This window comes from Phenylobacterium sp. (genome assembly GCF_036264965.1).
Classification (GTDB): Bacteria; Pseudomonadota; Alphaproteobacteria; order Caulobacterales; family Caulobacteraceae; genus Phenylobacterium.
The window spans coordinates 1-12,706 of sequence record NZ_DATAPY010000106.1 but is presented as its reverse complement, the minus strand read 5'-3'; the positions used below and the strand labels follow the sequence as shown (position 1 = coordinate 12,706).

Annotated in this window: 16 protein-coding genes; 7 read left to right on the top strand and 9 right to left on the bottom strand. The window is 69.0% G+C overall.

What is annotated here, in order from left to right; genetic code table 11:
- Positions 1-183 precede the first annotated feature (183 nt).
- A complete protein-coding gene (locus VHS75_RS13435) occupies positions 184-1,377 on the top strand; it encodes an MltA domain-containing protein (protein ID WP_329639122.1) in 1,194 nt (397 codons plus the stop codon).
- Positions 1,374-1,880, top strand: a complete 507-nt coding sequence (locus VHS75_RS13430; RefSeq protein ID WP_329639121.1) for a Smr/MutS family protein — start codon at positions 1,374-1,376, stop codon at positions 1,878-1,880. The genes VHS75_RS13435 and VHS75_RS13430 overlap by 4 nt, the downstream gene beginning before the upstream one ends.
- 133 nt (positions 1,881-2,013) lie before the next feature.
- On the opposite strand, the gene VHS75_RS13425 is transcribed toward VHS75_RS13430, so the two are convergent.
- The 7 genes from VHS75_RS13425 to nth form a co-directional block, all read right to left on the bottom strand.
- Entirely contained in the window at positions 2,014-2,337 is a 324-nt protein-coding gene (locus tag VHS75_RS13425) for a phosphoribosyl-ATP diphosphatase (RefSeq protein WP_329639120.1), read from the bottom strand.
- Complete coding sequence (gene hisF / locus VHS75_RS13420) at positions 2,334-3,107, bottom strand: imidazole glycerol phosphate synthase subunit HisF (RefSeq protein ID WP_329639119.1); 774 nt, start codon at positions 3,105-3,107, stop codon at positions 2,334-2,336. Before hisF ends, VHS75_RS13425 begins: the two co-directional genes overlap by 4 nt.
- Complete coding sequence (gene hisA / locus VHS75_RS13415; RefSeq protein WP_329639118.1) at positions 3,104-3,826, bottom strand: 1-(5-phosphoribosyl)-5-[(5-phosphoribosylamino)methylideneamino]imidazole-4-carboxamide isomerase; 723 nt, start codon at positions 3,824-3,826, stop codon at positions 3,104-3,106. The genes hisF and hisA overlap by 4 nt, the downstream gene beginning before the upstream one ends.
- Positions 3,823-4,461, bottom strand: a complete 639-nt coding sequence (gene hisH, locus VHS75_RS13410) for an imidazole glycerol phosphate synthase subunit HisH (RefSeq protein ID WP_329639117.1) — start codon at positions 4,459-4,461, stop codon at positions 3,823-3,825. Before hisH ends, hisA begins: the two co-directional genes overlap by 4 nt.
- 12 nt (positions 4,462-4,473) lie before the next feature.
- The gene (gene hisB / locus VHS75_RS13405; RefSeq protein WP_329639116.1) at positions 4,474-5,079 is read right to left on the bottom strand and encodes an imidazoleglycerol-phosphate dehydratase HisB; all 606 of its coding nucleotides are present in this window, start codon (positions 5,077-5,079) and stop codon (positions 4,474-4,476) included.
- Positions 5,080-6,069, bottom strand: a complete 990-nt coding sequence (locus VHS75_RS13400; RefSeq protein ID WP_329639115.1) for an adenosine kinase — start codon at positions 6,067-6,069, stop codon at positions 5,080-5,082. It abuts the gene before it with no gap.
- Positions 6,070-6,314: 245 nt separating this feature from the next.
- The gene (gene nth / locus VHS75_RS13395; RefSeq protein ID WP_329639114.1) at positions 6,315-7,010 is read right to left on the bottom strand and encodes an endonuclease III; all 696 of its coding nucleotides are present in this window, start codon (positions 7,008-7,010) and stop codon (positions 6,315-6,317) included.
- A 55-nt stretch (positions 7,011-7,065) separates the two neighbouring features.
- On the opposite strand from nth, the gene VHS75_RS13390 reads away from it, so the two are divergent.
- Positions 7,066-7,554, top strand: a complete 489-nt coding sequence (locus VHS75_RS13390) for a DUF2244 domain-containing protein (protein WP_329639113.1) — start codon at positions 7,066-7,068, stop codon at positions 7,552-7,554.
- Here the strand turns inward: VHS75_RS13390 and VHS75_RS13385 are convergent.
- Positions 7,551-8,411 (bottom strand): DUF4440 domain-containing protein, encoded by an 861-nt coding sequence (locus tag VHS75_RS13385; protein WP_329639112.1) that lies wholly within the window; start codon positions 8,409-8,411, stop codon positions 7,551-7,553. The genes VHS75_RS13390 and VHS75_RS13385 overlap by 4 nt on opposite strands.
- Positions 8,412-8,537: 126 nt before the next feature.
- Between VHS75_RS13385 and VHS75_RS13380 the strand changes: the two genes are divergently transcribed.
- Positions 8,538-9,287, top strand: coding sequence for a molybdopterin-synthase adenylyltransferase MoeB (locus VHS75_RS13380; RefSeq protein WP_329639111.1), 750 nt, complete (start codon positions 8,538-8,540; stop codon positions 9,285-9,287).
- Positions 9,288-9,330: 43 nt separating this feature from the next.
- Here the strand turns inward: VHS75_RS13380 and VHS75_RS13375 are convergent, their stop codons facing one another.
- Positions 9,331-10,317, bottom strand: a complete 987-nt coding sequence (locus tag VHS75_RS13375; protein WP_329639110.1) for a D-glycerate dehydrogenase — start codon at positions 10,315-10,317, stop codon at positions 9,331-9,333.
- A gap of 96 nt (positions 10,318-10,413) precedes the next feature.
- On the opposite strand from VHS75_RS13375, the gene VHS75_RS13370 reads away from it, so the two are divergent.
- The 3 genes from VHS75_RS13370 to fabB form a co-directional block, all read left to right on the top strand.
- Positions 10,414-10,959 carry an SH3 domain-containing protein gene (locus VHS75_RS13370; RefSeq protein WP_329639109.1) on the top strand — a complete coding sequence of 182 codons (546 nt, stop codon included), beginning with the start codon at positions 10,414-10,416 and terminating at the stop codon, positions 10,957-10,959.
- Positions 10,960-11,051: 92 nt separating this feature from the next.
- A complete protein-coding gene (gene fabA / locus VHS75_RS13365; RefSeq protein WP_329639108.1) occupies positions 11,052-11,567 on the top strand; it encodes a 3-hydroxyacyl-[acyl-carrier-protein] dehydratase FabA in 516 nt (171 codons plus the stop codon).
- An 18-nt stretch (positions 11,568-11,585) separates the two neighbouring features.
- The coding region (gene fabB / locus VHS75_RS13360; protein WP_329639107.1) for a beta-ketoacyl-ACP synthase I at positions 11,586-12,706 on the top strand (1,121 nt) is incomplete at its 3' end.

Genomic DNA, 12,706 nt, shown 5'->3' with positions numbered 1-12,706 from the left:
GTTCTCGGCGCGGCCCTGACCGCGCTCATCCTGGCGAGTTCCGCAGCCGCACCAAGGGCCCCGAAGGCGAGGGCGTCGAAGACCGCCGCACCGCCGAACTCTGGACCTTCGAGCGGCACCTGAAGAGCCGCGATCCCAACTGGCTGCTGGCCCACGTCGACGCCGCCGAGGCTTGAAGCGTCGGTGCGCGGGGGCGTTCTCGGCGCGGCCCTGACCGCGCTCATCCTGGCGGCCTGCGCCTCGACCCCTTCGCCAAAGCCCCACCCGGCGCCGGCTCGCCGGCCTTCGCCGCCGGCTGAGCTGCACCCGCAAAGGCCGCGGCCCCCGCGCCCGACGCCCGAGGCTGAAGCGCCCCCGGAGCGGTTCGTTGCGCTCGGCAGCCTGCGTGGCTGGGAGGCCGAGGATCATGCCGCGGCCCTGGCGGCGTTCCGCGACAGCTGCGGCGCGGCGCGCGACCCGGCCCTGGCCCAGATCTGCCGCGACGCCCGCGCCATCGGCCCCCTGAACGGCGAGCAGTCGGAGCGCTTCCTCGAGGCCCACTTCCGCGCGGAGCGGATCGCGGGCGAGGGCGTGCTCACCGCCTACTTCTCGCCGGAATATCCGGCGCGCCGAAAGCTCAGCGCCGAATTCAACGCCCCGCTGCGCGCCAAGCCGGCGGACCTCAAGATGGTCGACGCCGGGACCTTCGACCCGAGCCAGTCGGGCCGCCCGATCGCCGCGCGCGACGCCGGCGACGGAACGCTCGCGCCCTATCCCGACCGCACCGCCATCGAGGCTCGCCCGGCGGAGAAGGCGCTCGCTTGGATGCGGCCTGAGGACCTGTTCTTCCTGCAGATCCAGGGCTCCGGCGTGCTGACCTTCGACGACGGCAGGCGGATGAAGGCGATCTATGCGGCCAACAACGGCTGGCCGTTCTTGGGGATAGCCAACCCCATGCGCGACCGGGGCCTGCTGGCCAAGGACAACACCTCGGCCGAGACCATCCGCGCCTGGCTCGCCGATCATCGCGGGCCGGACGCCCAGGCGATCATGCAGCTCAATCCGCGCTACGCCTTCTTCAGCCTGGCTCCCGACGACGGCCGCCAGCCAGTGGGCACGGCCAATCTGCCCCTGCCGGCCGGCCGCGCGCTCGCCGTCGATCCGGGATTCCATCAGATGGGCGACTATCTTTGGATCGACGCCAGCGCGCCGACGCTGAACGGCGCCTTCCCCGCCTATCGCCGGCTGGCCATGGCGCTGGACACCGGCGGGGCCATCAAGGGCGAGGTCCGCGCCGACCTCTACCTGGGCCAGGGCGCCGCCGCCGGCGTCGAGGCCGGGCGCGTGCGCCATACGCTGCGACTCTACCGCCTGGTTCCGAAGGACCGCCAACCGTGAAACGGCCGCTGCGCCCTGAAGAGCGCCATATCTGGGGGATGGTGGCCTCAACGGTCCATCCGCTGCCCGGCCGCGGGACACCGACCGCCAGCCAGGAAGCCGCCAAGACCGAGACCGCCGCCCGCATCGCCCCGCCTAGGCCGGCGGCTCGCCCGGGCAAAGTCCGCGAGCAGCTCGACGGCATCGAGCCCAATCGCCGTCACCGCATCGCCCGCGAGCGCGAGGACATCGGCGCGCGCCTCGACCTGCATGGGATGGACCAGGTCCGAGCGCGGGCGGTGCTGGAAGGCTTCCTTGCTCAAGCTTTCCACGAAGGCTGGCGCGCCGTCCTGGTGATCACCGGCAAGGGCGTCCAGGGCGACGGCGTCCTGAAGCGCCGCGCACCCGAATGGCTGGCCGCCCCGCACCTGGCGCACATCGTCGCCGGCATCTCCGACGCCGCCCGCCACCACGGCGGCGAAGGCGCGCTCTATGTGGCGCTGAAGCGGAAGGCGCGGCGGTAAACTCACACATCGTCATCCCCTGGTCAGCCACAGGCTGATCCGGGGGACCCAAGCTGAATTGCAGAATGGGGTGAGGCCGCTTGGGTCCCCCGGATCGCGTCTTCGCGCGACCGGAGGATGACGAACGATGGGGTTATTCGGACCTGGAGGCCTTTTCCGCCAACCCCGAAGTCCCCTCACGGCTCTCCAGCCGCTCGGCCACCTCGTCCAGCGAGACGCCGGCAGCGGCCAGGACCACCAGCCAGTGGTAGATCAGGTCGGCGCTTTCGCCGGCCAGCGCGGCCTTGTCGCCCTGGGTCGCGGCGATGACGGCTTCCACTGCTTCCTCGCCCAGCTTCTTGGCGGCGAGCGAGGGGTCCGCCAGCAGCTTGGCGGTGTAGGAGGCGGTTGGATCGCCGCCCTTGCGGCTTTCGACCGTGGCGGCCAGGCGGGCGAGGACCTCGGCGAACCGGCTCATCCGACAGGTTCCGGTTCGCGGACCGGCAGGTGGGCGGCGGCCATGGCGCGCTTCACGTCGCCGATCGACACCTCGCCGAAGTGGAAAATCGAGGCGGCCAGGACCGCATCGGCGTGGCCTTGCGTCACGGCGTCCACCATGTGCTGCGCATTGCCCGCGCCGCCCGAGGCGATCACCGGCACCGAGACCGCGCCGCTCACCGCGCGCAGCAGTTCCAGGTCGTAGCCGGTCTTGGCCCCGTCGCGGTCCATCGACGTCAGCAGGATCTCGCCCGCGCCGCGTTCCACGGCCTCAATGGCGTAATCCACGACGTTCAGGCCGGTGTCGTTGCGTCCGCCGTAGGTGAACACCCTCCACTGGTCGTCAGCTTTCTTGGCGTCGATGGCCACCACCACCGCCTGGCTGCCGAAGGCGTCGGCGCAGGCGGCGATCAGGTCGCGGTTCTCCACCGCGGCGGTGTTGACCGAGATCTTGTCGGCGCCGGCCAGCAGCAGGCGGCGCGCGTCCTCGACCTTGCGGATGCCGCCGCCCACCGAGAGCGGCATGAAGCAGACGTCGGCCGTGCGGGCCACCACGTCGAGGATCGTCCCGCGGTTCTCGTGGCTGGCGGTGATGTCGAGGAACATCAGCTCGTCGGCGCCGGCCGCGTCATAGGCGCGGGCCTGCTCCACCGGATCGCCGGCGTCGCGCAAGCTCACGAACTGCACGCCCTTCACCACCCGGCCGTCCTTGACGTCCAGGCAGGGGATGACGCGCACACGCAAGGTCATGCGGCGGCCTTCAGGGCGGCGTCGGGCACGATGTCGCCGTTGTAGAGCGCCCGGCCCAGCACCGCGCCGGCGATCTCGGTCCCCCTGCGGGCCTTCAGGCGGATGATGTCGTCGACCGTGGCCAGGCCACCGGCGGCGATCACCGGAATGGCCACCGCATCGGCGATGGCGCCGAAGGCCTCGACGTTGAAGCCCATGGTCGTGCCGTCGCGGTCGATGTCGGTGATGATCAGGGCCGAGACGCCGACGTCCTCGAAGCGCTTCGCCACGCTGATCGCGTCGAGATCACTGTCCTCGGTCCAGCCCTGGACCGCGACCTTGCCCTTGCGGACGTCGACGCTGACCGCGATCTGCTCGGGCCAGGCCTTGGCGGCCTCGTAGACGACCTTCGGGTCGCGCACCGCGACCGTGCCCAGGATCACGCGGCTGACCCCGGCTTCGATCCAGCCCTCGATGTCGGCAAGGGTGCGGATGCCGCCGCCCAGCTGCACCGGCACGGAGACCGCGTTCAGGATCTCCTCCACCGCCGCCTGGTTCACGGCCTGGCCGGAGACCGCGCCGTTCAGGTCGACCACGTGGATCCAGTGGAAACCGCCGTCGGCCCAGGCGCGGGCCTGGGCGGCGGGCGAGGTGTTGAACACCGTGGCGGTCGCCAGGTCGCCATGCACCACGCGCACACAGCTGCCGTCTTTCAGGTCGATGGCGGGATAGAGGATCAAGGTCGCCACTCCAGGAAGCGTGCGAGGAGGTCGAGGCCCACGGCCTGCGATTTCTCCGGGTGGAACTGCACGCCGGCGACATTGCCGCGGGCGACGGCGGCGGGGAACCGCTCGCCGTGCTCCACATAGGCCGCGACGTCGGCGGAGTCCTTCGGGAAAAAGGCGAAGGAGTGCGTGAAATAGACGGTCTGCCCATCTCGAAGGCCGGCGAACACTGGCTGGTCCGTGACCTCAGTCAGTCCGTTCCAGCCCATGTGCGGGATCTTGATGGCCGGATCGCCGCCGTCCTCCAGCTTGCGCACATCGCCGGCGATCCAGTTGAGGCCCGGCGTCTCGCCGAACTCCAGGCCGCGCGAGGCCAGGAGCTGCATGCCGACGCAGATGCCGAGGAACGGCGCGCCCTTGTCGTGCACCGCCTCGGTCATGGCTTCAATCACGCCGCTGCGGGCCTCCAGTGCGCCCATGCACGCGGCGAAGGCGCCGACGCCCGGCAGGACGATGCGGTCAGCCACGGCGATGACCTCGGGGTCGTCGGTGACGACGATCTCGCTCGTCCCGTCCGCGGCGCGGATCAGGGCCTTTTCGGCCGAGCGGAGATTGCCCGACCCGTAATTGATCAGGGCGACGCTCTGCATGACGGGAAGTCCTTAGAGCACACCCTTGGTGGATGGGGCATGGCCGTGGGTCTTGGGGTCGAGCTCGACGGCGGTTCGAAGCGCGCGGGCCAGGGCCTTGAAGCCGCTCTCGGCGATGTGGTGGGAGTTGGTCCCGTAGAGGGTTTCCAGGTGCAGGCAGGCGCCGCAGTTCATGGCGAAGGCGTGGTGGAATTCCTTGAATAGCTCGGTGTCCATATCACCGACCTTAGGGGTCTTATATGACACGTTCCAGACCAGGTACGGCCGGTTCGACAGGTCGATGGCCGCCCGGGTCAGGGTCTCGTCCATGGGGATATAGGCGTGGCCGAAGCGCCGCACGCCCTTGAACCCATCCAGCGCCTTGTTGAAGGCCTGGCCCAGCACGATGCCGGTGTCTTCCACCGTGTGGTGCATGTCGATGTGCAGGTCGCCCTTGGTCTCGATCTCAATGTCGAAACCGCCGTGGCGGATGAAACTCTCCAGCATGTGGTCGAAGAAGCCGATGCCGGTGGAGACCTTCGACGCGCCAGTCCCGTCCAGATCGACGGCGATCCGGATCTGGGTCTCCTTGGTGTTGCGGACAACCTCCGCTTTGCGGGTCGTTTCTGGGCGGCTCATCTAGAGTCCCTTTTCCGCCGCCAGCGCCTGCAGCGAAACCTGCGGGCGCGGACCGTAGTGCGAGATCACTTCCGCCGCCGCCAGGGAACCCAGTCGGCCGCAATCCGGCAGCGACCGGTCGCGGGCGAGGCCGAACATGAACCCGGCTGCGTATTGATCGCCGGCGCCGGTCGTGTCCACGACTTTCTCCACCGGGAAGGCGGGCACGGACCAGGTCTCGGCATGGTTGGCGATCACCGAGCCATGCTCGCTGCGGGTGACGGCGGCCAACTTGGCGCGCAGCACGATCTCGGCCATCGCTTCATCGAAGCTGGAGGTCTGGAACAGCGACATGATCTCCACCTCGTTGGCAAACACCAGGTCCACCTGGGTCTCGATGAAGGCCAGGAGTCCGGCGCGATGGCGGTCGACCACGAAGCCGTCGGAGAGCGTGAGCGCCAGCATCCGGCCGGAGCCGCGCGCCAGGGCGGCGGCCTTGGCGAAGGCCTTCCGCGCCGGCTCGGCGTCGAATAGGTAGCCTTCGAGGTAGACGATCTTGGCGCTTTCGATGACCGCCGGGGTCACGTCGGCGTCGGTGAACTGCACCGAGGCGCCCAGGAAGGTGCACATGGTGCGCTGGCCGTCCGGCGTGACATTGATCATCGAGACGGCGGTGGCCGGGCCATCCCTCAGCGGGGTCGGATCGAAGTGGGCGCCGATGGCGCGCATCTCGTTGGTGAAGGTCGCGCCCAGCTGGTCCTCTGCCACCTTGCCCAGATAGGCCGCCTTGCCGCCGAAGCTGGCGACGCCGGCGATGGTGTTGCCGGCCGATCCGCCGGAGGTCTCCACGCCCTTGGCCATCTTGCTGTAGAGCGCCAGGGACCGCTCGGCGTCGACCAGCATCATCGCGCCCTTGTCGAGGCCGTTGGCCGCGAGGAAGGCGTCGTCGGCCGGGGCGATCACGTCGACGATGGCGTTGCCGATGGCGGCGACGTCGTAGAGGTCTGGCATTCTTGGACTTTCAGGCGAGGACGGCGAGGGCGGGACTTAGCGAAGATCAGCCTTCGCGGCAACGCGGCGCAGAAGGGGAGCCCAAACGACGAGCGGCGAGACCCTCGCGAGTCTCGCCGCCCTATAAAGCTGACCGGAGCCGGTGGTTGGAACGGTTCGGCGTTGCTTCGAGGGGGTAGTTAGGGTGCGTCGGCCATACCGCCTATTCGGAGCATCTCCCTAAGGACAAGTACGGAGGCGGCGCCTCATTTGCCGACGAACAGATGCCTCGATGGGCACAAATCGGCCACCACGCACTCTTCGCATTTCGGCCGCCGGGCGACGCAGACGTAGCGGCCGTGCAGGATCAGCCAGTGGTGCGCGCGGGTCTTCAAGGGATCAGGGACGATGGCCATCAGCTCGGCCTCCACCTGGTCCGGCGTCTTGCCTTTGGCCAAGCCCAGGCGATGGGAGACGCGGAAGACGTGTGTGTCGACGGCGATGGCCGGCTCGATGCGCAGCTCGTTCAGCACCACTGAGGCGGTCTTGCGTCCGACGCCGGGCAAGGCCTGCAGCGCCTCGCGGGTCAGTGGAACCTCGCCGCCGTACTGCTCCGCCAGGATTCGGCTCATGGCGATGACGTTCTTGGCCTTCGAGTTGTAGAGGCCGATCGAGGAGATGAACGGCTTCAGGCCCGCCTCGCCCAGCGCCAGCATCTTCTGCGGTGTGTCGGCGACCTTGAAGAGCTTGTCGGTCGCCTTGTTCACCGAGACGTCGGTCGCCTGGGCAGACAGCGCCACGGCGGTGACCAGTTCGAAGGGGCTCGCATAGTCGAGCTCGGTGCGTGGGTCGCTTTCCTGCTCCTCGAAGCGACGGAAGATCTCGGCGATCCGCGCCTGTTCGGCAGGACTGAGGCGCGGTTTGGCGGGCGCCTTTTTCTTCGGTTTCGCTATTCTGACCATGCCCGCTGCAAGATGGCGTGCGCCGACCCCTTCCGCCAAGGCGGTTTCCGGGCCTATGGTCCGGGCCCAGATGATGGGTCAGACCTACATGGACGCGGTGATCACGCCGCACCGCTCGCTCTCAGAGCGCGGGTTCATCATCCTGATCGCCGTAGTGACCCTGGCCAACTGCTGCTCGGCGGCGGTGTTCGTGCACATGGGGGCGGTTTTCGTGCCCTTCTTCCTCGGCATCGACGTCATGGCGGTGCTGGTGGCCTTTACGATCAGCTACCGCCAGGCGCGGCGGGTGGAGCGGGTGACGATCACCGCCCGCGACGTGGTGGTGACCCACGAAACGCCGAATTGGAGCCGGGTGGTCTGGGAAAGCCCCACGGCCTTCACCCGGGTGAACGTGGAGCGCGAGGACGAATACACCTTCGGCCTGCGCCTGGCGCTTTCCGGCCGCGAGGTGGCGGTCGCCCAGGCGCTCAGCCCACGCGAACGCGGCGAGTTCGCCAAGGCCCTCGAACAGGCGATCTGGGAAGCGCGCCGCGAGCGGGGCTAGGCTGGCTTCTCGACCTTGATGATCTGATCGAAGACCAGGGCCCACTTGCCGGCCCGGCGTTGCCAGATGCGCACATAGTGGCCGCGGCCGGCGTCCCACTTGGCGTCGCCGAAGGTCCAGGCCAGGTCGCCGGCCTTCGACGCGCCGCCGCCGATCGGGCCGAAGGCGATGACCCTGGCGCGGGTGGCCAGCTCGCGGTCCACAGCGGCGGGCGTGGTCGCCGGGGCCGCCATCGAGCCCTGCAGCCGCGCGTCGGGCGCCAGCACGGCCTTGTAGGCGCTGGCGACGTCCGTTCGCGCCTGATGCGCCAGGGCGATCTCAGCGCTGCGCACCTGGTCCATGGCGAGGTCGGGCGCCAAGGGCCTGACATCGCCCGGGGCCAGGACGATGGGCGGCGCCTCCGGCCCCGGCGCCGAGGCGCCGTCGGCATCGATGCCGCCGTCGTAGACCCACTTCCAGCCGCCGTCCGGCTGACGCGTCCAGACGGTGACGTAGAACAGGCCCCGCTTGCCGTTGATGGTCGCGGGGCCGGTGGTGAAGCCCAGGTCGCCTGACCGCGCGACGCCGGCGAAGTTCGGCCACCAGGCCAGCCGCGGGCCGCCTTCGCCCGGCGCCTTGGCGGCCGGGGCCTGGCCATAGAAGGCCTTCGCCAGCACGACGTCGGGCGCGAAGATGATCGCGTCGTCGGTCATGAACTCGAGGAAGCTGGGCGCGATCCCCGCCTGGGCCGCCCGTGCGCCGAACGCACGCTCGGCCGCGATCAACGGCGCCGGCTCGGCCGCCCGGGACGCCGTCGCGGCCGTCGCCGGCGTGACGATCAAGAGGCTGGCGGTCAGGACCATCGCGATCTTCAGCACGGTTCGCGGTCTCCCATGTTGGCGGCCTATGACCTAGCCCGACCGGGCCGTCGCCGGCCAGTGCGACCAACAGACCGGGGCAAGCGACCGGTTGCGCTTGAGGCCTCCAGGCCCAAGATAGCCGCCATGGTGTTCACCGACGTCGAGATCGAGCGCTACGCCCGCCACTTGGTGCTGCGCGAGGTGGGCGGCCCCGGCCAGCAGAGGCTGAAGGCCGCCCGCATGCTGATCGTCGGCGCCGGCGGCCTGGGCTCGCCCGCCGCGCTCTATCTGGCCGCCGCCGGGGTCGGGACCCTGATCCTGGCGGATCCCGACGAGGTCGACCGCTCCAACCTGCAGCGGCAGATTCTCTATGCGGAGGCCGATATCGGTCGGCCCAAGGTCCAGGCCGCCGCCGACCGGCTGGCGGGACTGAACCCGCACATCTTCGTCGCGGGCTGGCCCGAGGCGTTTTGCGCCGAAAACGCCGACGAGCTGGCAGAGGGCGTCGATCTGGTGCTGGACGGCACGGACAATTTCGAGGTGCGCTATGAGGTCAACGCCGCTTGCGTGCGCCACGGCAAGCCGCTGATCTCCGGCGCCATCGGCCGTTGGACCGGCCAGGTGGGCGTGTTCACCGGTCGCCCCTGCTATCGCTGCCTCGTACCCGAAACCCCGCCGGACGCCGAGACCTGCGTCGCCGTGGGCGTGGTCGGCGCCCTGGCCGGCGTGGTCGGCTCGATGATGGCGCTCGAGGCGATCAAGCTGATCACCGGCGCCGGCGAGCCGCTGGCCGGGCGGCTGATGATCTATGACGCGCTGTCGGCGGAGACGCGGACGGTGAGGGTCGGGGCCGATCCGGAGTGCCCGGTATGTGGCGACGGAGCGGGAAGTTAGGCCGCTTGGATCCCCGCTTCCGCGGGGATGACTCGCTTCGCGGTCACATCATCGACGGAATGACCCGGTCGGGCGGCTTGTGGCCGTCCATCCAGGTGCGGATGTTGATGATCACCTTCTCCCCCATGTCGATGCGGCCCTCGATGGTGGCCGAGCCCAGGTGAGGCAACAGCACCGCGTTGGGCAGGCCGAGCAGCTTGGGATTGATCTTCGGCTCGTGCTCGAAGACGTCGAGGCCGGCGCCGGCGATGGCCCCTTCCTTCAGCAGCTCCGCCAGGGCCGTCTCGTCGATGATCTCGCCGCGAGCGGTGTTGATCAGGATGGCGTGCGGCTGCAACAGCTTCAGGCGCCGCGCTGACAAGAGGTGATAAGTGGCCGGCGTGTGCGGCGAGTGGACGGAGACGATGTCCATCCGCGCCAGCATCTGGTCGAGGCTCTCCCAATAGGTGGCCTCCAGTTCCTCGGCGATGCGCGAGGAGACCGGCTTGCGGTTGTGGTAGTGGATCTGCAGGCCGAAGGCCCGCGCCCGGCGGGCCACCGCCTGGCCGATGCGGCCCATGCCGATGATGCCCAGGCGCTTGCCGGTGATTCGGTGGCCCATCATCCAGGTCGGGGTCCAGCCGTGGAAACCGCCCGCCTGGGTGACGTTGGCGCCTTCGACGATGCGCCGGGCCACGGCCATGATCAGGGCCATGGTCAGGTCGGCGGTGTCGTCGGTCAGGACGCCGGGCGTGTTGGTGACCGCGATCCCCTTGGCGTTGGCGGCGGCGACGTCGATGTGGTCGACGCCGACCCCGAAGTTGGCGATCAGCTTCAGCTTCGGCCCGGCTTTTTCGAGCAGGGTCGCGTCGATCTTGTCGGTGATGGTGGGCGCCAGTACGTCCGCGCGGCCCAGCGCATCGGCCAGTTGCGCGCGGCTGAACGGCTCGTCGGTGTCGTTCAGTTCGGCGTCGAAGAGTTCGCGCATCCGCGTCTCCACCGGGCCGGGGAGTTTTCGGGTGACGATGACTTTCGGCTTGCGGGCGGCCATGGGTGTCTTGAAATTGGGGGTGACGTGAAGAGGGGGCGTTTCCTTGACGCCGCTTCACCGGCGCGTCCTGTTGTCTGAATCTGTATCAAAGGCTCCATGGACGGCCAAGGCGAGGCGCACAAAAGGGTGAGACCGGCGGGGCCGCGGCTGAAAAGCGCGGCGCTGGGTCTGCTAGCGGCTGTCGGTGTGATGACGGGCGCCGCCGCGCCGGAGCGCCAGACCCCTTCGGGCATGCCGGTGCCGCGGTATGTCTCGCTGAAGTTCGACAAGGTGAACGCCCGCTCCGGGCCCGGCGACGACCACAAGCTGCTGTTTGTCTACCGAGTGCGCGGCCTGCCGCTGCAGGTGGTGGCCGAGACCAGCGAATGGCGGCGCGTCTGCGATCCGGAGGGCACGCTCGCCTGGGTGCACAAGCGGGTCACCGACGGGCGGCGGATGACCATGAACACCACACTCCAGGCCGTGGCCCTGCTGAAGCGGCCGAAGGACGGGTTCAAGCCGGCGGCCTATCTAAACCCGCGGGCGCTGGCCACGTTGGACCGCTGCGACAAGGGCTGGTGCAAGGTCAAGGCCGACCACGCCGGCGGCTGGGTGCGCGAGGGCGCGCTCTGGGGAACGACCGACACGCCTCAGTGTCATTGAAGAGTGGGCCGCCGAGGCCCAAACAGGCGCAGCATTGAGCGCCGGGTGCGGCTCTGCTAGGGCCAACTCCCCTGAACAGGACGAACGGTAGGATGACGGACGCCAAGGCCAAGGATCACTACAGCTTCGAGGAGCTGATGACATGCGCCCGTGGCGAGATGTACGGGCTGGGCAACGCCCAGCTGCCGGCGCCGCCGATGCTGCTGTTCGATCGGATCACCCAGATCAACGACGACGGCGGCGCCCACGGCAAGGGCTACATCGAGGCGGAGTTCGACATCAATCCGGACCTCTGGTTCTTCAAATGCCACTTCATCGGCGACCCGGTGATGCCGGGCAGCCTGGGCCTGGACGCGCTCTGGCAGCTGGTCGGCTTCTATCTCGGCTGGATCGGCGGCAAGGGCCGCGGCCGGGCGCTCGGCTGCGGCGAGGCCAGGTTCGGGGGCGAGGTCACGACCTCGATCAAAAAAGTCACCTACAAGATCGATATGAAGCGTGTCATCAACCGACGTCTTGTGATGGGAATCGGAGATGGGGTTCTGGAAGCCGACGGAACCCCCATCTATACCGCGACCGACCTGCGGGTCGGCCTGTTCCAGCGGACCTGACGGATCGGGAGATCAGCCATGCGTCGCGTCGTCGTCACCGGAATGGGTGTCGTCTCCTCGATTGGCAGCAATGCCGACGAGGTCCTGGCCTCGTTGCGTAAGGCGAAGTCGGGCGTCACCGCCGCGCCGGAATACGCCGAGCTGGGCTTCCGCTGCCATGTGCACGCCAAGCCGCAGATCGATTGGGAATCCATGGTCGACCGCCGCGCCGCGCGGTTCCTGGCCCAGGGCACGGCCTTCGGCCATATCGCCATGGAGCAGGCCATCGCCGACTCCGGCCTGGAGGAAGCCGAAGTCTCCCATGAGCGCACCGGCCTGATCGTCGGCGCCGGCGGCCCCTCGACCCGGGCCATCGTCGAGGCCGCCGAGATCACCCGCACCAAGGGGCCGAAGAGAGTGGGTCCCTTCGCGGTGCCCAAGGCGATGAGCTCCGGCCCGAGCGCGGTGCTGGCGACTTGGTTCAAGATCAAGGGGCTGAACTTCTCGATCTCCTCGGCCTGCGCCACCTCGGCCCACTGCATCGGGGTCGGCTACGAACAAATCCTGATGGGCAAGCAGGACATCGTCTTCGCCGGCGGCGTCGAGGAGCTCGATTGGACCTTGAGCGTCATGTTCGACGCCATGGGAGCCATGAGCTCCAACTTCAACGCGACGCCGGCCGTGGCCAGCCGCGCCTATGACAAGGACCGTGACGGCTTCGTGATCGCCGGCGGCGGCGCGGTGGTGGTGCTGGAGGAGTACGAGCACGCCAAGGCCCGCGGCGCGAAGATCTATGGCGAGATCATCGGCTACGCGGCCAACTCCGACGGCTACGACATGGTGGCCCCCTCGGGCGAGGGCGCGGTGCGCTGCATGAAGATGGCCATGTCGACCATCGGCGGGCGGACCATCGACTACCTGAACCCGCACGGCACCTCGACGCCGGTGGGCGACAGCCGGGAAATGGGCGCGGTGCGCGAGGTGTTCGGCGCCAAGCCGCCGCTGATCTCGTCGACCAAGTCGCTGACCGGCCACAGCCTGGGCGCGGCCGGGGCGCAGGAGGCGATCTACTGCCTCTTGATGATGGGCGGCGGCTTCGTCGCCGAGAGCGCCAACATCGAGACGCTCGACCCGGCCTTCGCCGACCTGCCCATCGTCCG

What these genes read in the sequence shown, in the direction of transcription:
- VHS75_RS13425 (WP_329639120.1), bottom strand. Translation starts at nt 2,337, where the DNA reads ATGAGCCGGTTCGCCGAGGTCCTCGCCCGCCTGGCCGCCACGGTCGAA.
- hisF (WP_329639119.1), bottom strand. Translation starts at nt 3,107, where the DNA reads ATGACCTTGCGTGTGCGCGTCATCCCCTGCCTGGACGTCAAGGACGGC.
- hisH (WP_329639117.1), bottom strand. Translation starts at nt 4,461, where the DNA reads ATGCAGAGCGTCGCCCTGATCAATTACGGGTCGGGCAATCTCCGCTCG.
- hisB (WP_329639116.1), bottom strand. Translation starts at nt 5,079, where the DNA reads ATGAGCCGCCCAGAAACGACCCGCAAAGCGGAGGTTGTCCGCAACACC.
- VHS75_RS13400 (WP_329639115.1), bottom strand. Translation starts at nt 6,069, where the DNA reads ATGCCAGACCTCTACGACGTCGCCGCCATCGGCAACGCCATCGTCGAC.
- nth (WP_329639114.1), bottom strand. Translation starts at nt 7,010, where the DNA reads ATGGTCAGAATAGCGAAACCGAAGAAAAAGGCGCCCGCCAAACCGCGC.
- VHS75_RS13390 (WP_329639113.1), top strand. Translation starts at nt 7,066, where the DNA reads ATGGTCCGGGCCCAGATGATGGGTCAGACCTACATGGACGCGGTGATC.
- VHS75_RS13380 (WP_329639111.1), top strand. Translation starts at nt 8,538, where the DNA reads ATGGTGTTCACCGACGTCGAGATCGAGCGCTACGCCCGCCACTTGGTG.
- VHS75_RS13375 (WP_329639110.1), bottom strand. Translation starts at nt 10,317, where the DNA reads ATGGCCGCCCGCAAGCCGAAAGTCATCGTCACCCGAAAACTCCCCGGC.
- VHS75_RS13370 (WP_329639109.1), top strand. Translation starts at nt 10,414, where the DNA reads ATGGACGGCCAAGGCGAGGCGCACAAAAGGGTGAGACCGGCGGGGCCG.
- fabA (WP_329639108.1), top strand. Translation starts at nt 11,052, where the DNA reads ATGACGGACGCCAAGGCCAAGGATCACTACAGCTTCGAGGAGCTGATG.